The sequence below is a fragment of the Arthrobacter sp. NPDC058288 genome (genome assembly GCF_042880995.1).
Lineage (GTDB): Bacteria > Actinomycetota > Actinomycetes > Actinomycetales > Micrococcaceae > Arthrobacter.
Window position 1 is genome coordinate 35708 of sequence record NZ_JBHVYH010000002.1, and the last position, 17732, is coordinate 53439.

15 protein-coding genes are annotated in these 17732 nt (G+C 65.5%); 5 read left to right on the forward strand and 10 right to left on the reverse strand.

Annotated elements, in window-relative coordinates; all coding sequences use genetic code 11:
- Nucleotides 1–56: 56 nt before the first annotated feature.
- The 5 genes from ACFVWT_RS08910 to ACFVWT_RS08930 all read right to left on the reverse strand — a co-directional run bounded on the left by ACFVWT_RS08910 (nt 57) and on the right by ACFVWT_RS08930 (nt 7055).
- On the reverse strand, nt 57–1766 hold the full coding sequence (locus ACFVWT_RS08910; RefSeq protein WP_390247216.1) for an ABC transporter family substrate-binding protein: 1710 nt from the start codon (nt 1764–1766) through the stop codon (nt 57–59).
- 53 nt (nt 1767–1819) lie between these two features.
- Nucleotides 1820–4075, reverse strand: a complete 2256-nt coding sequence (locus ACFVWT_RS08915) for a dipeptide ABC transporter ATP-binding protein (protein ID WP_390247218.1) — start codon at nt 4073–4075, stop codon at nt 1820–1822.
- On the reverse strand, nt 4072–5058 hold the full coding sequence (locus tag ACFVWT_RS08920; RefSeq protein WP_390247220.1) for an ABC transporter permease: 987 nt from the start codon (nt 5056–5058) through the stop codon (nt 4072–4074). The genes ACFVWT_RS08915 and ACFVWT_RS08920 overlap by 4 nt, the downstream gene beginning before the upstream one ends.
- A 2-nt stretch (nt 5059–5060) precedes the next feature.
- A complete protein-coding gene (locus ACFVWT_RS08925) occupies nt 5061–6047 on the reverse strand; it encodes an ABC transporter permease (protein ID WP_390247222.1) in 987 nt (328 codons plus the stop codon).
- 357 nt (nt 6048–6404) lie between these two features.
- Nucleotides 6405–7055, reverse strand: a complete 651-nt coding sequence (locus tag ACFVWT_RS08930; protein WP_390247224.1) for a TetR/AcrR family transcriptional regulator — start codon at nt 7053–7055, stop codon at nt 6405–6407.
- Between the two features lie 125 nt (nt 7056–7180).
- Between ACFVWT_RS08930 and ACFVWT_RS08935 the strand changes: the two genes are divergently transcribed.
- On the forward strand, nt 7181–7747 hold the full coding sequence (locus ACFVWT_RS08935) for an NAD(P)H-dependent oxidoreductase (RefSeq protein ID WP_390247226.1): 567 nt from the start codon (nt 7181–7183) through the stop codon (nt 7745–7747).
- 170 nt (nt 7748–7917) lie between these two features.
- Nucleotides 7918–8715, forward strand: coding sequence for a GerMN domain-containing protein (locus ACFVWT_RS08940; RefSeq protein WP_390247228.1), 798 nt, complete (start codon nt 7918–7920; stop codon nt 8713–8715).
- Nucleotides 8716–8761: 46 nt separating this feature from the next.
- On the opposite strand, the gene ACFVWT_RS08945 is transcribed toward ACFVWT_RS08940, so the two are convergent.
- Nucleotides 8762–9607, reverse strand: coding sequence for an isocitrate lyase/phosphoenolpyruvate mutase family protein (locus ACFVWT_RS08945; RefSeq protein WP_390247230.1), 846 nt, complete (start codon nt 9605–9607; stop codon nt 8762–8764).
- Nucleotides 9608–9731: 124 nt separating this feature from the next.
- Between ACFVWT_RS08945 and ACFVWT_RS08950 the strand changes: the two genes are divergently transcribed.
- Both ACFVWT_RS08950 and ACFVWT_RS08955 read left to right on the forward strand, forming a co-directional pair.
- Nucleotides 9732–11024 carry a PLP-dependent aminotransferase family protein gene (locus tag ACFVWT_RS08950; protein WP_390247232.1) on the forward strand — a complete coding sequence of 431 codons (1293 nt, stop codon included), beginning with the start codon at nt 9732–9734 and terminating at the stop codon, nt 11022–11024.
- A 66-nt stretch (nt 11025–11090) separates the two neighbouring features.
- Complete coding sequence (locus ACFVWT_RS08955; RefSeq protein ID WP_390247235.1) at nt 11091–11522, forward strand: universal stress protein; 432 nt, start codon at nt 11091–11093, stop codon at nt 11520–11522.
- A 6-nt stretch (nt 11523–11528) separates the two neighbouring features.
- Here ACFVWT_RS08955 and ACFVWT_RS08960 read toward each other — a convergent pair whose 3' ends face one another.
- Nucleotides 11529–13121, reverse strand: a complete 1593-nt coding sequence (locus tag ACFVWT_RS08960) for an AMP-binding protein (protein ID WP_390247237.1) — start codon at nt 13119–13121, stop codon at nt 11529–11531.
- Between the two features lie 184 nt (nt 13122–13305).
- On the opposite strand from ACFVWT_RS08960, the gene ACFVWT_RS08965 reads away from it, so the two are divergent.
- Nucleotides 13306–13686, forward strand: a complete 381-nt coding sequence (locus ACFVWT_RS08965) for a hypothetical protein (RefSeq protein WP_390247239.1) — start codon at nt 13306–13308, stop codon at nt 13684–13686.
- Between the two features lie 81 nt (nt 13687–13767).
- Here ACFVWT_RS08965 and ACFVWT_RS08970 read toward each other — a convergent pair whose 3' ends face one another.
- The 3 genes from ACFVWT_RS08970 to pdhA are packed head-to-tail and all read right to left on the reverse strand — an operon-like array spanning nt 13768 to nt 17603.
- Nucleotides 13768–15339 carry a dihydrolipoamide acetyltransferase family protein gene (locus ACFVWT_RS08970; protein ID WP_390247241.1) on the reverse strand — a complete coding sequence of 524 codons (1572 nt, stop codon included), beginning with the start codon at nt 15337–15339 and terminating at the stop codon, nt 13768–13770.
- A gap of 39 nt (nt 15340–15378) precedes the next feature.
- On the reverse strand, nt 15379–16359 hold the full coding sequence (locus ACFVWT_RS08975; protein WP_390247243.1) for an alpha-ketoacid dehydrogenase subunit beta: 981 nt from the start codon (nt 16357–16359) through the stop codon (nt 15379–15381).
- The gene (gene pdhA, locus ACFVWT_RS08980; RefSeq protein ID WP_390247245.1) at nt 16356–17603 is read right to left on the reverse strand and encodes a pyruvate dehydrogenase (acetyl-transferring) E1 component subunit alpha; all 1248 of its coding nucleotides are present in this window, start codon (nt 17601–17603) and stop codon (nt 16356–16358) included. The genes ACFVWT_RS08975 and pdhA overlap by 4 nt, the downstream gene beginning before the upstream one ends.
- Between the last annotated feature and the right edge of the window lie 129 nt (nt 17604–17732).

Sequence of the window (17732 nt, forward strand, 5' to 3'; positions counted from 1 at the left end):
CCCCGTGCGAAGAGTTCACGGGGTGCCGGCCTGGCGTTTCAGCGAAGCCGCTGCTGTTACTTCTTTTCCCAGCCGAGCGTGGTCCAGTCCGGAACCTGGGACAGGCTCTTGAACAGGGAGGGACCGTAGTTGGCAAGGCCGGTGCGGACGAACGAGATCTGCGGTCCGTTCATCACGACGCCCATGGAGAAGTACTTGGCCATGTGCTTCTTTTCAACTTCCATGGCTGCCTTGTTGCGCTCGGCGTTGTCCTCGATGCTGCTGAGCTTCTTAATTTCGGCATCCAGCTCGGCGTCGCCCAGCTCGTTCTCATTCGTCTTGGAGTCGTAGAACTGCTTGACGGCGTCCGTTGCGTCGGCGCCGACCGTGTAGCCGGAGACGCTCAGGAAGAAGTCGCGGCTGCCCAGCACCTTGCCGAAGTCGGCGGAAGCGCGCTGGTCGATTCCCACGTCCATGCCGCCGGCCTGGAGCTGCTTTTGCAGGGTCTGCACGAATGCCAGGGTGGTGGGGTCGTCTCCGAAGTTGCTGATCTTGAAGGCGGCCGGAACGCCGTCCTTCTCCATGATGCCCGCGGCATTGGGCTTGTAGCCGGCATCGGTCAGCACCTTCTTGGCTGCCTCTGCACCGGATTCCGTGGCCGGGTAGTTGTCCTGGTAGTACTTGGAGAACGGCAGCAGCATCATGGAGCCGGAGCTGGTTTCTTCCCAGTTCAGCCCGTTGAAGCGGACCTTGCGCAGGGCTTCGCGGTCCACGGCGGTGAAGATGGCCTTGCGGATGGCGACGTCGGTCATGGGCGCCTTCTGGGCGTTGAGGTTCAGGCCGCCGGCAAACAGGCGCTGGCCGCGGCGGATCTCGGAATCCTTGGTGCCGTCCAGCTGCTTGTACGGGGTGATGGTGTTCGCGGAAACGCCGTCGATCTCGCCGTTCTTGAAGGCGGCGATCGCAGCGCTGCTCTCCAGCTGGCGGAACACCACCTTGTCGAGGACGGGCTTGGTGCCCCACCATTTGTCGTTCTGGGCCAGGGTGACTGTCTTGGCGGCGCTGTCGTACTTGTCCAGCTTGAAGGGTCCTGCCATCCACTCCGGGTGCATGTCGCCGGTGAAGCCGGTGTTGAAGATTTCCGGGGTGTTCACGGCCGGGTGGATGAGGCCGGTGAAGAGGGCATCCAGCGGGTAGACGGGCTGGGTGGTGGTGACCACCACTTCCTTGTCACTGGAGCCGGCCTTGACGGAGTCAACGAACTCGTAGGCGCCGGAGCTGACGATGTCGATGTCCTTGTTTTCGCCCTTGAGCATGTTCCAGGTGTTCTGGAAGGCCTTGACGTCGATCGGCGTGCCGTCGTTGTACGCGGCTTTCTCGTTCACCTTGATGGTGATGGTCTGCTTGCCGTCCTTGACTTCGCTCTTGACGTCCTCGCAGAAGTCCTTGTTCGGAGTCGCCGTGCCGTCGAAGTCGAAGTTCCAGCAGCCCCACGTGCCGGCCTGGTCGATGGGGCGGTGCAGTGCGGTGTTGTCCGCGCTGTTGCCGTTGTTGGAGAAGCCGTTGAAGTCCGGACCGATGTTGCCCAGCGGAAGCGTCACGGTGCCGCCGGGTTCCAGGTCCTTGGCATCCTTGGCGTTGATGCTGATCAGCTTGGTGAGGTCGCTGCCGGCTTCCTGGCCTTTGCCTGCGTCGGGGCCCGAGGAGGTTCCGCCTCCGCCACAGCCGGTGAGCGCGAGCGCTGCCGTTACGGCGGCCACCCCGCCAATCTTGGTCAGATTCTTCATGGTTTTCCCTTCATTTTTTGGTGCGAGAGTTGGTGCTTTGGGGATCGGGCAGGTCATGGGTTTTCGTGGACAACAAGCATGTCCGCGTCGATTTCGCCGTCGGGGAAGAAGCAGGCGAACTGCTGATCCGGCGCCGGCCGGCCGGCGTCTTGGCCCGGCGCCGGGGCGGTCTGCGGAGAAGCGACCGGTTCCAGCGGCGGCTCAAGCGTGAGGCATTTTTCCTGCTTTGCAGCAGGAAGCGCAGCAAACACCGGGCAGCGGGTGGCGAAGTTGCAGCCCTTGGGCGCATCGAGCGGCGAGGGGAGGTCCCCCTGGAGGATGATGCGTTCGCGGGTCCGTTCCAGCTGCGGGTCCGGCACCGGAATCGCGGACAGAAGTGCCCTGGTGTAGGGGTGGCGCGGGTTGTCGAAGACGCTGTCGACCTCGCCGATTTCCACGATCTTGCCCAGGTACATCACCGCCACGCGGTTGGAGATGTGGCGCACCACGGAGAGATCGTGCGCCACCATGAGGTAGCTCAGGCCGAGTTCTGCGCGCAGCTTATCCAACAGGTTGATGACACCCGCCTGCACGGACACATCCAGCGCGGACACGGGTTCGTCGAGGACCACCAGCTTGGGGTTGACTGCGAGCGCGCGGGCAATGCCGATGCGCTGCCGCTGGCCGCCGGAGAACTGGTTGGGGAACCGGTTGACGTGGTCCGGCTGGAGGCCCACCAGCTCCATCAGTTCCATGATGCGTTTCCGGATCGCGGGCTTGGCCATCCCGGCATTTTCGAGCGGTTCCGCCAGGACCTCAAAGACCGTGAATCGCGGATCCAGCGCCCCGGTGGGATCCTGGAACACCATCTGGAGTTCCTTGCGCATGGCGGTCTTGGTCCGGGCATCGGAGGCCGCCTTGTTGCTCAGACCGCCGATCGTCACCTCGCCGTCCTGGTCCTTGTGGAACTCCATGATTTCCAACAAGGTAGTGGTCTTCCCGCAGCCTGACTCGCCCACGATTGAGAAGCATTCGCCTTCGCGGATATCGAAGCTCAGCCCGTCCACGGCCTTCACCGTGCCGATCCGCCGTTTGATGAGTGAACCCTTCAGCAGCGGGAAGTGCTTCCGTACATCCCTCAATTCCAGGACCGTCCTGCGCTCCAGCCGCGGAACAGCATCGAAGCGGGAGACCGGAACCGCCGGGGCCTGGAAGATCTCGTGGACATCCACTTCGGCGCCCAGCGAGTCCGTCTTGATGCAGGCCGCCTTGTGGGCTCCGCTGCCGGGCAGGCCCTTCGCGGCGGACCGCGGGCCGCTGACCGGCCACAGCTCGGGTTCGCCCTTCAGGCAGGCGTCACTCACCAGCGGGCACCGCGGCGCGAAGGAACACCCTGTGGGGGTGTGGATCAGGTTGGGCGGAATTCCCTCGATGGGCACCAGCGAGGACTTCTCCGCCACGTCCACGCGGGGCACTGCGCCGAGCAGGCCCATGGTGTAGGGCATCCGCGGGCTGTAGTAGATGTCATCCACGCTGCCGGTCTCCACCGGCTTTCCGGCGTACATCACCATGATGTCGTCCGCCATGCCGGCCACCACGCCTAGATCGTGCGTGATCATCACGACGGCGGCGCCGGTCTCCTCCTGCGCGGTGTGCAGCACCTCCAGAACCTGCGCCTGGATAGTGACGTCCAGCGCCGTCGTCGGCTCATCCGCGATGAGCACCCGCGGGTTGTTGGCAATTGCGATGGCGATCATGACGCGCTGGCGCATGCCGCCGGAAAACTCGTGCGGGAACGCCTTCAGGCGGTCCTTCGGGCTGGGGATGCCCACCATGCCGAGAAGTTCGACGGCGCGGGCCTCCTTGGCCTGTTTGCTCATCTTCGGGTGGTGGACCGTCAGCGCCTCGATGATCTGGTGCCCCACCGTGTACACGGGGGTCAAGGAAGAGAGCGGGTCCTGGAAGACCATCGCGATGTCGTTGCCGCGGAACCGGCACATGGCCTTGTCACTGAGGCCCAGCAGTTCCTTGCCGTTCAACCGCACCGAGCCGGTGACCTCGGCCGTCGCCGGGAGCAGGCCCATGATGGCCAGGGAGGTCACGGACTTCCCCGAGCCGGACTCACCCACGATGCCGAGCGTCTTGCCGGGCCGGAGATCGAAATCGACGCCGCGCACCGCGTGAACCACGCCGTTCTCCGAATTGAACCGCACGTTCAGGTCCCGGACGGACAGGACGGCGTCCGCCGGGGCATCACCCGGGGCGTGCAGCCCCGCGACGTGCAGGCGCTCGGCGATCATTTCCCTGCTGGCGGTGGTTTCGCTGCTCATTTGCTCTTCTTCGCTAAGGTCTTGGATGTCTTGCCCTTCTTGGCGCTGCCAACTGAGCTGGAGCTGGGGTCGAACGCATCGCGCAGGCCGTCATTCATCATGGCCAGCGAACCCGTCAGCAGGAACATCACCACGAGCGGAACCCAGAACATCCACGGGAACGTCTGGACCTGGGAGGTTGCCTGGTTGATCAGGACACCCAGGCTCACGTCCGGGACCTTGATGCCGATGCCGATGAACGAGAAGGCAACTTCGGCCAGGATGGCGCCGGTCACGCCGCGGGTGACGTCCAGGACCAGGAGGGAACCGATGTTCGGGACCAGGTGCCGCCAGACGATCCTGCGGGCGGGAATGCCCATGTACTGGGCTGCCTTGACGAAGTCCCGCTGCATCAGCGACATCGAGAGGGAACGGATCAGGCGTGCTGTGCCCATCCAGCTGAAGACAAGGAGCACGATGATCAGCAGGAGCCAGCTGGGCAGGTTCTCCCGCAGGCCGTTGCCTCCGCCGCTGGTGGCCACCGCCACGACCAGCAGGGCCGGCATCATAATGAGGGCCTCCAGGACGAAGAGCATGACCTTGTCCACTTTGCCGCCAAAATACGCCATGGTGCAGCCGTAGACTGCGGCGATCAGCACCGAGATCAGGCCGACCACCAGGCCGATGAGGATGGAGATCCGGGTGCCTTCCACCATCAGGGCGTAGAGGTCGATACCGGCCTGGGACGTGCCCAGCAGGTGCTCCGCGGACGGCGGCATGCCGATATTGAAGGGGTCGATAGTTTCCTTGTCCCAGGGGGACAATAAACCTCCCACAAAGGAGAAGACCGTAAGGGCGAGGAAGATGACCAGGCCGGCCACGGCTGTCTTGTTGCGCAGGAAGCGCCGCAGGATGATCGCGGACTTGGCGATCACGACGTCGTCGTTCTCGATCCGTGCTTCCTCGGCAACGGCGGCCGGGTCGATGGCGTTCAGGTTGGTCATGGCTACTGCACCCGCACTCTCGGGTCGACAAGCGTAGTGGCGAAATCCGCGAGGATGGCCCCGATCGCGAAGATCACGGAGCCGTAAGCGAGCGTGGCGGTGGCCGCGTTGACGTCCTGCAGGGCGATGGCGTCGATGCTCCACGATCCGACGCCCGGCCAGGCGAAGATCTTCTCGGCGAAGAATCCGCCGGCAAAGATGGCCGGAATGGTGAACGCAATGCTTTGCGCCACCGGGATGAACGAGACCCTAAGGGCATGGCGGGTGATGGCCTGGTTGCGGGTGAGGCCCTTGGCCCGGGCCGTCCGGACAAAGTCGGCGTTGACGTTGTCCAGCAGGTACTGGCGCTGGGCGATCTGGTAGGTGCCCCAGCCCACCAGGGTGATGGCCAGCGTGGGCACCGCATAGTGGGCCACCATGTCGACGAACTGGACCCAGCCGTTGCCCTCCAGCCCCGGAGTGGAAATGCCGGTGACGAAGAAGATCCGTTCGCCGATGGACTCGTTGATGTTGATGGCACCGAGCTGCACCAGGAAGTAGGCGATCGGAGCGGGCACGATGTAAACGAGGTAGCTGTAGGACGTAATCACCCGGTCTTGGAACTTGTACTGCCGGGCGGCGGTGTACACCCCCAGCGCCACACCGATGATCAGGGTGAGGACGATCGAAGCAAGGAACAGCCGTGTGGAGATCCACACACGGTCGCCGAACTCGGCGTTGATGAAAGCACCGTTGGGGCTGCGTCCCCAGTCCCAGCGGGTGACAACTCCCGTAAGCCAGTCAACGTAGCGCTCCCACGGGCTGAGCGTCGGGTCGAGGCCTTTGAGGCGGAAGGAGTTGGTCACCTGTTCGGGCGTCGGCCGCGGGATGCGTTCCTGTTCCAGCAGCGCGGGCTGAAGCGTGCTGACGGCGAGGAAGTACCCCGCCGTTGTGGTCAGGAAGATCATGAGCAGGTAGGTGGCTGCCCTTTTGGCGAGGTATCGGAACACGTCTGCCTAGCTCAGGATCGCCGGGACCAGTTCCGCGCCGCGCAGTGACGGCGGCGCTTCCGAGGCACCGTTGCGGGCGGGTGTCATATCAGCATTCACAGCAGTCGATCCTTCCGTCATCCCCAAACCGGCAGGGGTTCCGCCGCCGATCCGGGATCATGGCCAACGGGTGTCTGGCCGCCCGCGAGCCCTGGGGCTTTGTCCTGGTGGACTATGTTGCGGGTCACATTCCAGAGGAAACTACCACATAAGCGGGCGCCGCCACGGTGCGCCGGGACGGAAACAGGGGGGTGCTGTATCAGATCGTTATGAATAAATCATGACGATTGATTTGGCGGGGCGGTCCCGGGCTGCGGGTTAGCTTCCGCCCGAAGCGTTTTCCGTCCGGCCGGTGACGCCGCCGGGACAGCTCACCACCCGGGTGACGAGTTCGCGCCAGGACTCGGCGAGGCGCTCCGGCGTCACCTGGTGCACCCGCACGGCGTACAGCAATCGCTCCGGGTCCAGGGTGGAGCTGAGCGACATTGCCATAAGCCAGGGGTCCGCGGTCACACCGGCCGCCCGCAGGAGCATTTCGATGTGCCGGTGCCAGAGCACGGCAGCCGGCACGTCGAAGCGGTTGTAGGCAGACGAGTCCGCGGCCCGCGCCAGCTCTCCGTATTCCAGGACATAGGCAATCCGTGCGGCACCGAAGGCGGCGAGCCGATCCAGCGGCGGGGCGCCCGGGCCCAGGGGCGGGGGGCCGAACATGAACCGGCCCTGAAACTCGGCCTCCGAGTCGCTGAGCAGCGTCATCATCAGGCCCGCCCGGGAGCCGAACCGCCGGAAGACCGTTCCTTTGCCGACGCCGGCACGCTCGGCCAGCCGGTCCATGGTGAGGCCGTCCGCCCCGCACTCCTCGATGAGTTCCCGGGCAGCCCTGAGAAGCAGTTCCCGGTTGCGGGCGGCGTCGCTGCGTTCCGCTTCCCCGCCCAGTGGCGATCCGGAGCGGATTGGGATGAGGCTCACAGATTTTATTCTAGCCCGGGGAATAATATCCGGACCGTAGTCCGTTTAGCATGAGTGAAGGCACTCACCAGCCTCCATGATCAATTAGCCTGCGGACCTCCCGCGGCCGGAAACTAGGAGTTCACATGTCCAAGAGCACCGTACTCACCCTGGTCGGCAGCCTGCGCGCCGAATCCACCAACCAGAAACTCGCCGAAGCCATCCAGCTGAACGCGCCGGAGCAGGTTGAGGTTGTCATCCACGAAAGCCTGGGCAACATCCCGTTCTACAACGAGGACATTGACGTTGAGGGCCAGGTCCCCGCCGCCGCCGCAGCCCTGCGCGCCGCCGCCAACGACGCCGACGTTCTGCTGCTGGTCACGCCGGAACACAACGGAACCGTGCCTGCCTCGCTCAAGAACGCCATCGACTGGCTGTCCCGCCCGTTCGGCGCCGGCGCCCTTGCCGGCAAGCCCACCGCCGTCGTGGGGACCGCCTTCGGCCAGTTCGGCGGAGTCTGGGCACAGGACGAGGCCCGCAAGGCCGTCGGCATCGCCGGCGCCCGCGTGCTCGAGGATGCCAAGCTGGCCGTTCCCGGCTCGATGGTCCGCTTCGCCGAAGTCCACCCCAAGGACGACGCCGAAGTTGTGGAGCAGATCAAGGGTGTCTTCGAAGCCCTGGCCAACGCCGGGACTGCCGCCAAGGCTGCCTGATCCACAGCATTCACCGCACCAAACGCCTCCGGCAACCGCCGGGGGCGTTTTGCGTCACCATTCCGTGATGGAGCTGACGCAAAACCGTCACTCGGCACATATTCCGTGCACGGTTGCACCGCCGTAACGTGGAGACGGGGACGTGCGAGAGCTGGAAGTGCGGTGCGTTCATGGTGATCACGCCTGGGATCCGGGCTACTGCGGCAGCAGCCGCGTTCCTGCTTCCGCTGTGGCTCGGCTCGTGCTCGCTGCCCGTGGCTGCTCCGGAAAATTCCGCGGTCGGGCCAGGCAGCATGCCGCAGCCGCAACCGCTTCCGGCGCCGCCTCCGGCCACCCCCTCCCCGGATGCCACCCTCCCGGCGTCCGCCGCCACCCGGCCGGACATTACAGCTTCCGCCCCGGCGGCCAAACCCCGGACGGGCGGCAGCCTCACCCCGCAGGCAGGCTCCAACAGCGCCCCGGCCATTGACGGCGCCACCGCCGTATCCACGACCGGCAGCACGGGCACGGGCAGCCTGGCAGCTCCGGAGCAACCGCGCGCGGGCCGCGAGGCGGCGCCGCGAACAGGGCTCTCCGCCGGGACGCCGGTGTACTTCGTGGCACTCGACGACGGCGGCAGCACCGGGGTGCGGTTCGGCTGCAACGACAGCCTGGTGGCCGTCCTCCACAGCACGGCCGCTACGGAGGAACCGCTCCGGACGGCCTTAGGCGTCCTGCTGGGGGGCGGCAACACCCCGGACGGGCTGTACAACTCCCTGCACAACTCCGCGCTGGATTACGTTTCCGCCTACTTCGACGGCACCACAGTGGTGGTGAACCTGACGGGAACCATCCGGCCCGGCGGCACCTGCGACCTCCCCCGCGTGGAAGCCCAGCTAACGCACACGGCCGTGTCTGCCGTCGGCGCGGCCCGGGCGGAGATCTACGTGGACGGGCAGCGGCTGGCTGACGCCCTGAGCCTCAGGTGAGCCAGAGAAGGCGGCACACCGGTCCGCACCGGACACGACCAGGCAGTCAGTTGCGCCGAAATAGCCGATCCATGGCCTCGTGGCTGCGGGCGCCGGCCAGTTCGGACCAGTTGCCGTCCCCGAGAACGTCTTCGGCCACCCTGGAGACGGTGGCATACGCAGCCTTCGCCGTGTTGCCGCCGATGCTGATCCGGCGGACGCCGGCGTCGTGCAGTTCCCCCACGGAAGGTGCACCCAGGCCGGCGAGCGCATTCAGAGGCCCGTCAATCCGCCTGGACAGGTCATGAAGCACGTGCAGGTCCTGCACCCCGGGTACGAAAATTCCGTTGGCGCCGGCAGCCAGGTACGCGTCTGCCCGAAGAAGGGTTTCCGCAAAGGCAGTGTCCGCAAAACGGCCGGACAGGTAGGTGTCGGTGCGGGCGTTGATGAACAGGTCAACGCCCGCGTCCTCCGCTTCACGGCGGACGACGGCGATGCGGCGCGCCTGTTCCCGCACGTCAGTCAGCGGTTCATCCCCGGAGTCCTCCAAGTTCACGCCTACGGCCCCCGCCGCCAGGACACTGCGGATGGTTTCGCGCAGTTCTCCGTCGTCAAAGGTGCCCCCTGCGTGCGCGTACCCGGTTTCAATGTCCGCGGTGACCGGCAGTGCGGTGGAGGCTGCGATGCGGCGAAGGGCCGCCATGGCCAGTTCTCGCGGCAGGTGATTGCCGTCCGGAAAGCCGAGGCTCCATGAAAGGGCCGAGCTGGAGGTGGCCAGCGCCACTGCTCCTGCTTCCTCCACCAGGCGGGCGGAAGCCACATCCCACACATTCACCAGGACCAGCGGCGCCGCGCCCTCGTGAAGTGCATGGAAGGCTGCGGCAGGAGGTCCGAGGTGAGTGTGCGAAGTCATGGGTCTATTCCATGCCCTGCGCCGCCCAAGGTAAAGCAATTCCCGGGCCGCGCCTTGACCGGAGGGCAGACTTTTTATCAACAAACGTTTCCTCATTGACAACACATGACTGTATCCTGTGAGTGTGACCCACGAAACACTTGATGCCGCCGCCGATGTCCTGCCGGCCGAAGCAATTGACGCAATCGAACGCGCGGCAACGTCCGCCCACCGCCACGATGAACTTTTCTCGGAGCGCGCAGCCAATATCAAGCAGTCCGCCGTCCGCGACGTCTTTGACATCTCCCTGCGCCCGGGCCTGGTGTCGCTCGCCGGCGGCAGTCCCTACCTGCAGTCCCTGCCGCTGGAACGTCTGGGCCAGACGGCTGCCAAGATCATCGCCGAACAAGGCCTGACGGCCCTGCAGTACGGTAACGGCCAGGGAACGGAAGAGCTCCGCACGCAGATCTGCGAGGTGATGGCGGCAGAGGGAATCCTCGACGCGGATCCCCGCAACGTCGTGATCACTGCCGGTTCCCAGTCCGCACAGGACGTGGCCACTAAGGTGTTCTGCGACCCCGGGGATGTGGTACTGGTGGAGGACCCCACTTACGTGGGCGCCCTGAACACCTTCGAGGCCTACCAAGTGGAGGTAGCCACTGTTCCGATGGACGAACACGGACTGGTGCCGGACCTTCTGGAAGCCCGGATCGCCGCCCTGCAGACTGCCGGGAAGAACATCAAGTTCCTCTACACCATCCCCAACTTCAACAACCCCTCGGGCATCACCCTGGCCGTGGAGCGAAGGCAGGAGATCGTCGATATATGCCGCAAGGCGAATATCCTGGTCCTGGAGGACAACCCCTACGGACTGCTCCGCTTCGATGGCAAGCCCCTTGCTCCGCTGCGGGCGGCCAATCCCGACGACGTCATCTACATGGGCTCGTTCTCCAAGATCTTCGCCCCGGGGCTGCGGATTGGCTGGGCGCTCGTGCCGGCACACCTCCAGCGCCGCTATTACCTGGCGTCCGAAGCGGTGACGCTCTGCCCGTCGACGCTGAACCAGATGCTGGTCTCGGCCTACCTGCGGGATTATGACTGGAAAGGGCAGATCGAAACCTATCGCGGGCTCTACGCCGAGCGCTGCCAGGCGATGCTCGCCGCCCTGGAAGAGTACATGCCGGAGGGGCTCAGCTGGACCCGGCCCGAGGGCGGCTTTTTCGTCTGGGTAACGCTGCCCGCGGGCGTGGACACGTACCCGCTGCTGCGCAAGGCCATCGACGCCGGCGTGGTGTTCATCCCCGGAGCGGCCTTCACGCATTCGGACGAACCGTCCAACAAGCTGCGGCTCGCCTTTAGTGCCGTTCCTCCCGAGACCATCGCCGAGGGCGTGCGGCGGCTCGCGCCGGTCCTGCGGGACGCCGTCGCGGCGCTGTAGCCTGAATCAGTACCGCACGCAGCTGGGCATTATTCATTGGCTGACCGATCCCTTAGGAGCAGGACTATGACCGGAATTATTGTTGTCGGCGTTGACGGCAGTGAGACTGCCATGCGGGCCGCGGAAACAGCACAGGGGCTTGCCGCGTCCCTGGGGGCCACCCTTCACGTGGTGACGGCGTTCGACAGCGACCGCACCGAGGTTTACGGCAGCGGCAGCGACCGGTTCATCGTCTCTGATGCCGGTGAGGCCGAGAAGGTGGCCAAGGACGTTGCGGGACGGCTGAGTACGGAAGGCCTCAAGGTCACCTATTCAGCGGCCCGGGGGAAGCCGGCGGAAGCCCTTATCAAGGAAGCCGAGCGCTTCGACGCCCGCATGATCGTGGTGGGCAACCGCCGGATGCGCGGGCTCGGCCGGGTCCTGGGCAGCGTCGCAAACAGCGTGGCGCACAACGCACCGTGCGACGTCTACATCGCCAAAACGGACGTGGCCGACTAGCACTCCTCAGGCTGGCCGGGCCGTCTTGAGCATCCTGCGCAGGATCTTCCCGGAGGCGGACTTGGGCACCGCCTCGATGAACTCCACCCGGCGGATCTTCTTGAAGGGCGCAACCCTGGAGGCGACGAAGTCGATGACGCCGTCTTCATCGAGCGCTTCCCCTTGGCCGTCCGGCTGGCGCACGACGAAGGCCATCGGCACTTCCTGGCCGTCGGCATCCGGTGTTCCGATCACGGCGGCATCAGCGATGCCCGGGTGCGACAGCAGCAGCGCCTCAAGTTCGGCCGGGGCAATCTGGTAGCCCTTGTATTTGATGAGTTCCTTCAGCCGGTCCACGATGGTCACCACGCCGTCGGCCCGGACCGTCGCGATGTCCCCTGTGTGCAGGAAACCATCCTCGTCCAGGGTGTCCGCCGTTTCATCCGGACGGTTGAGGTATCCCAGCATAACGTTCGGTCCCCGGCACAGCAGGTGGCCGGGGGCACTGGTTCCTTCCGCCGGGATGTCGATTTCCTCGCCGGTGGCGGGGTCCACCAGCCGGCATTCCATGTTGGGCACCGTGAAGCCCACCGAGCTCACCGGTACGTCCCGGGCGTCCACCGGGATCAGGTGCGACACCGGACTCATCTCCGTCATCCCGTACCCTTGCAGCACACGGCAGTGGAGGCGTTCGGCGAGCGTCGCGCCGAGTTCCCCGTCCAGCGGCGCGGCGCCGGACAGCGTGGTGTGGACGGAGCTGAGATCGTAGTCGGCAACGAGCGGGTGCTTGGACAACGCCACGGCCACCGGCGGGGCGATGAACAGGTAGGTGCATTTGTGGTCCTGGATGGTGCGTAGGAACTCGGCGAGGTCGAACCGGGGCATGGTGACCAGGCACGCCCGTTCCCGCAGGGCGAGGTTCAACAGGACAGTGAGGCCATAGATGTGGAAGAACGGCAGCAGGGCAAGAAGCCGGTCCTGCGGCTGCACCTTCAGAAGCCCGCGGGACTGTTCCACGTTGGCCACCAGGTTACGGTGGCTGAGCCTCACGCCTTTGGGCCGCCCGGTGGTGCCGGAGGAGTAGGGCAGCACGGCCACATGGGTCGCCGGGTCGAACGAAACGGCAGGGGCCGGCACTCCGGCGGTGAGCAGGTCCTTCAGTGAAGGGTGGCCCGGGGCGCCGTCGAGCACCACCAGCCGGTCCGCCGGGATCCCGGCGCGCTCGGCGGCCTGCTCGGCTCCCTGAAGCAGGGCAGACACCGTGAACAGCCACGTTGCACCGGCATCCTGCAGCTGGTGCGTGATTTCATCGGCGGTATAAAGCGAGTTGACGGTGGTGATGGTGGCGCCGGCACGGAGAAGGCCGTGGAAGACGGCAGCGAACGCCGGGACGTTGGGGCAGAGGATCGCGGCAACCCCGTGCGGGCCCAGTCCCTGTGCGGAGACTGCGCCCGCCACCGCGTCGATCTGTTCCAGCAGCTGGCGGTAGGTGGTTACAGAACCGCTGCTGCCGTCCACGACGGCGGTACGCTCCAGGTCCGCTTCCGTGAGGCTCCCGAAGAGGTACTCATAAACGCTTTGGTCCGGGATGACCACATCCGAAAAGGGGCTTGAGAACACGCAACATCTCCTTTGATCCGCTCGGCCAGCTGCCGGTAAGTGACCGTAGCTGGTGCAACTCTAGTTCGGCGTGTCAAGGATGCGGCGCCCCCGGCTTGACCGGCATCACTCCCCCTGGTGGGCAGCCTCACCCGATTTTCGGCGGAATCACGCGGTTTACGGCGATAAAATTAGAAGGTGCTCGATGGTGCGGACATCCGGCTACCGACGACCTCAGGGGAACATCATTCTTACGCTTCAGCGCCGCCAACTGGTGGGCCACGACATCCTTCTTGCCCGCCACGGGAACCACATCAGCACCATGCGCGTGGACCGCGCCAATGACCGGGTGATCGCGTTCCTCGACGACGGCTCAACGGACACCGCTCCCAACCTGATCGCCCCCGGCCTGAATCTTCCGGAGACCATCCGCAGCGTTATGCGCGATGACTGGAAGTTCTTTGCGGTGGTTACTGCCTGCGTCACCGGCTTCTCCGGCGCGATGATCGCAGCGGCCGTCGCCCTCAGCGGAATGACGTCCGATCCGGCCCTGGCCCAGATGCTCGCGAACTACCCCGCCTACTAGGCCGCTCGGCACAAAGGAACCCCGACGCTGAATTCAGCCTCGGGGTTCCTTTTATCTTTGGCCATCCGTCTCCTGGACGCCCTAATCCAGCAGGAGCGCCGGCTCCTCAAGGATGGCCGCGACGTCGGCCATGAAGCGCGCCGAGAGGTCCCCGTCCACCACGCGGTGGTCGAATGAACCACCAAGGGTGGTGATCCACCGCGGAATGACTTCGCCGTCGAGGACCCACGGCTTCTGCTTGATGGTGCCGAATGCCACGATGGCCACCTCGCCGGGATTGATGATCGGGGTGCCGGTGTCGATGCCCAGGGCGCCGATGTTGGTGACCGTCAGGGTGCCGCCCTGCATCTGCGCGGGCTGGGTCTTGCCTGCACGGGCGGTGGTGGCCAGGTCATTGAGTGCCAGGGCCAGTTCCTTGAGCGAGAGGTCCTGGGCGTTCTTGATGTTGGGCACCATCAGGCCGCGCGGGGTTGCCGCCGCGATGCCCAGGTTCATGAAGTGCTTGACGTGGATCTCGGCCGTGTCGCTGCCGTCGGCGTTGTCCACCCACGTGGCGTTGACGCTGGGGTTGCGGGCAGCCGCCCAGATCACGGCTTTGGCCAGGATCAGCAGCGGGGAAACCTTGATGCCTTCGAAGTCACGCGATACCTTGAGCCGCTTGACGAACTCCATGGTACGGCTGGCGTCGACGTCCACGAAGATGCTCACGTGCGGGGCGGCAAACGCAGACTCCACCATGGCCTTGGCCGTGGCTTTGCGGACACCCTTGACAGGAATCCGCTCGATGCGCTGGTCCTGGGGGCGGCCGGACTTGCCCCAGAAGGTGTCCGCCTTGTCGACCTCGGCGTCACGCTGGGCCTGGTAGCTCACCAGGTCCTCCCTGGTCACTTCCCCGCGCGCGCCCGTGGCGACGACGTCAGCGAGGTCGATCCCGAGGTCACGGGCGATCTTGCGCACCGGCGGCTTTGCCAGGACCCGGTTCACGAGGCCGCTGATGGTGCCTCCCAGGGTGGCGCGCCCGGGGACTTCGGCGGATGCCGCCGTGGCGTCGGAGGCGGAGGGTGCACCGGCGTTGATCCAGATACCCTGGGCCTCGACGGGCTCGGCCAGGGGCGCGGGCTCAACTGCCGCGGAGCTCGCGGGGACCGATGCCGGCCGTACCCCCGCGGACGGCGGGGCCTTGCGCGGGCGCCGCTTGACGGCGTCTGCCTTGGGGCCGGAACCCACCAGGGGACCGACGGCCTTCCCGGCGGCGGGAGCAGCCGGTGCGGCTGGCGCGCCGCCCTCTTGCCCGTCGTGGTCCTCGGACAGTTTCCCGTACATCGGGGCGTCAGCGGTGGGAGCCGCGGGCGCCGGTGCAGCTGCGGGGGCCGCCGGTACTGGCGCCTCCGCGGGCGTGGGGTCGCCGGACACGGCGTCGCTCACGCTGATGATCGGAGTGCCGACGTCGACTGTCACCCCGACGGGAACGAGCAGTTCGGTGACTGTGCCCGCGAACGGCGAAGGCAGTTCCACGAGCGACTTGGCCGTTTCGATTTCGCACAGGATGTCATTGATGGCAACGCTGTCACCAGGCTTGACGTTCCACGAAACGATCTCGGCCTCGGTCAGCCCTTCGCCCACATCGGGGAGGTTGAACTTGTTTACAGTCATGGGTTCCTCGGTTTGGAAAGCATCGTCAGCAGGCGGTCGTCAGTAGGCAAGGGCGCGGTCCAGCGCCTCGAGGATGCGATCGATGTCCGGCAGGTAGTCCTCTTCCACCTTGGCCACGGGGTACGGCATGTGGAAGCCGCCCACCCGGATCACCGGCGCTTCCAGGGACAGGAACGCACGCTCACTCACACGGGCCGCGATTTCGCCGCCGATGCCCCCGAATGTCGGTGCCTCATGGGCCACGATCAGGCGGCCCGTCTTCTTGACGGAGTCGGTGACGGTGTCGAAATCGATCGGAGAGATGGACCGCAGGTCGATCACCTCCACGCTGTGGCCGTCCTCGGCAGCGGCACCGGCCGCAGCGAGTGCCACCGGAACCAGCGGACCGTAAGCGACGACGGTGGCGTCGGTGCCTTCGCGCAGCACGTGGGCCTTGAACGGATCCGCCGACGCGCCGGGCGATTCGGTATCTACGTCACCTTTGAGCCAGTAGCGACGCTTCGGCTCAAAGACGATCACCGGGTCCTGGCAGTCGACGGCCTGCTGGATCATCCAGTAGGCGTCATGCGGGTTGGACGGGGTGATGATTCGCAGGCCGGCCGTGTGCGCGAACAGCGCCTCCGGAGACTCCGAGTGGTGTTCAATCGAGCCGATGCCGCCGCCGTACGGGATGCGGATCACCACCGGCACGGTGAGGTTTCCGTTGCTGCGTGCGTGCATCTTGGCCAGTTGGGTTGTGATCTGGTTGAAACCCGGAAAAACGAAGCCATCGAACTGGATCTCGCAGACCGGCAGGTAGCCGCTCAGGGCAAGCCCGATCGCGGTTCCGATGATTCCGGACTCTGCCAGCGGGGTATCCACGACGCGGTCGGCGCCGAATTCACCGATCAGACCGTCAGTGACGCGGTAGACGCCTCCGAGCGGACCGATGTCCTCGCCCATGAGCAGCGTGCGGGGGTTGTTGTTCAACGTCGCGCGGAGGCCCTCGTTGATGGCCTTGGCGATGGTCATGGTGGTCATCGGTTGGCTGCCCCGTCCGTATCTGCCTCGTCTGTACTTGCTTCGTCAACGAAGCCCGCGCTGTACTCCTCAAACCAGGCCAGCTCTTCGGCCACCAGGGGGTGGGCCTCGGCGTAAGTGTTCGCGAATGCCGTCCGGATGTCCGGGGTTTCGAGGTCGTGGGTCGTCTTGCGGACATAGGCGGCGAGCTCGTCGCCGTCGGCCTTCACCTTTGCAAAGAAGGCGTCATCAGCAAGGTTCCCGGCGCGGAGGTACTTCTCCAGCCGTTCGAGGGGGTCCTTCGCCCGCCACTGTGCCTCTTCGTCGGTGCCGCGGTATTTGGTGGGATCGTCCGCCGTGGTGTGGGCACCGACCCGGTACGTGAAGGCCTCGATCAGCACCGGGCTCTTTCCTTCACGGGCACGCTCCAAGGCCCACTCCGTGACGGCGTGCACTGCGATGACGTCATTTCCATCCACCCGGATCCCGGGGAAACCGTAGCCTTTGGCGCGGTCGGCGAGAGGGACCCGGGTTTGCACGGTGCTGGGTACCGAGATCGCCCAATGGTTGTTCTGGCAGAAAAAGACCACAGGCGCCTTGTACGACGACGCAAAGACCATAGACTCATGCACGTCACCTTCGGAGCTGGCGCCGTCGCCGAAGTAGACCATGACGGCGGCCTTCGGCTCCTGCGGCTGGCCCGGGGTGGCGTTGGCGGCCGCGAGCTTCTGGTCCCGCTGGATGCCCATGGCATAGCCAACGGCATGCGGAGTCTGCGCCGCGAGGACCAGGGTGTAAAGGTGGAAGTTGGTGTCCTTGGGGTTCCAACCACCATTGGACACACCCCGGAACTGGCGCAGCAGCTCGGCCAGGTCAACGTTGCGGGTCAGGGCAACCCCGTGTTCACGGTAGGTGGGGAAAATGTAATCCTGCGGCTGGCTGGCGCGTCCCGACCCGATCTGCGCGGCCTCCTGGCCGGTCAGGGGTACCCACAGGGCCAGCTGGCCTTGGCGCTGGAGCGCGGTTGCCTCTTGGTCGAACCGTCGGATGGCTGCCATGTCCGCATAGAACCCGCGCAGCTTTTCGGCGTCGAGGCGGTTGGCGTATGCGGAGAAGACCGGATCCTCGCCCAAGGTGCCGTCCGGTCCCAGGAGCTGCACCATCCGGGTGGGAGGTTCACCCAGTGCGGCCTCGGCTTCCGCCTCAAGCTGGTCGTCTACCCCGGTTCCGTCGAACTCGGTAGCGGGCAGATGTGTGGCGCCCATACCGTCTCCTTGCTTGCCGCATCTGAATGCGTCGCAATCTCGCTGGGATATATGCCGAATGTGGAATATATTCCAGATCGGGCATATATTTTGGCTTACTGTCCCTTACTTTATCCGCAGTAAGCGGAC

Coding starts and splice junctions, on each gene's coding strand:
- pdhA (WP_390247245.1), bottom strand. CDS start 17,603: ATGGGCGCCACACATCTGCCCGCTACCGAGTTCGACGGAACCGGGGTA.
- ACFVWT_RS08975 (WP_390247243.1), bottom strand. CDS start 16,359: ATGACCACCATGACCATCGCCAAGGCCATCAACGAGGGCCTCCGCGCG.
- ACFVWT_RS08935 (WP_390247226.1), top strand. CDS start 7,181: ATGTCCAAGAGCACCGTACTCACCCTGGTCGGCAGCCTGCGCGCCGAA.
- ACFVWT_RS08920 (WP_390247220.1), bottom strand. CDS start 5,058: ATGACCAACCTGAACGCCATCGACCCGGCCGCCGTTGCCGAGGAAGCA.
- ACFVWT_RS08955 (WP_390247235.1), top strand. CDS start 11,091: ATGACCGGAATTATTGTTGTCGGCGTTGACGGCAGTGAGACTGCCATG.
- ACFVWT_RS08910 (WP_390247216.1), bottom strand. CDS start 1,766: ATGAAGAATCTGACCAAGATTGGCGGGGTGGCCGCCGTAACGGCAGCG.
- ACFVWT_RS08945 (WP_390247230.1), bottom strand. CDS start 9,607: ATGACTTCGCACACTCACCTCGGACCTCCTGCCGCAGCCTTCCATGCA.
- ACFVWT_RS08940 (WP_390247228.1), top strand. CDS start 7,918: ATGGTGATCACGCCTGGGATCCGGGCTACTGCGGCAGCAGCCGCGTTC.
- ACFVWT_RS08915 (WP_390247218.1), bottom strand. CDS start 4,075: ATGAGCAGCGAAACCACCGCCAGCAGGGAAATGATCGCCGAGCGCCTG.
- ACFVWT_RS08965 (WP_390247239.1), top strand. CDS start 13,306: ATGGTGCGGACATCCGGCTACCGACGACCTCAGGGGAACATCATTCTT.
- ACFVWT_RS08970 (WP_390247241.1), bottom strand. CDS start 15,339: ATGACTGTAAACAAGTTCAACCTCCCCGATGTGGGCGAAGGGCTGACC.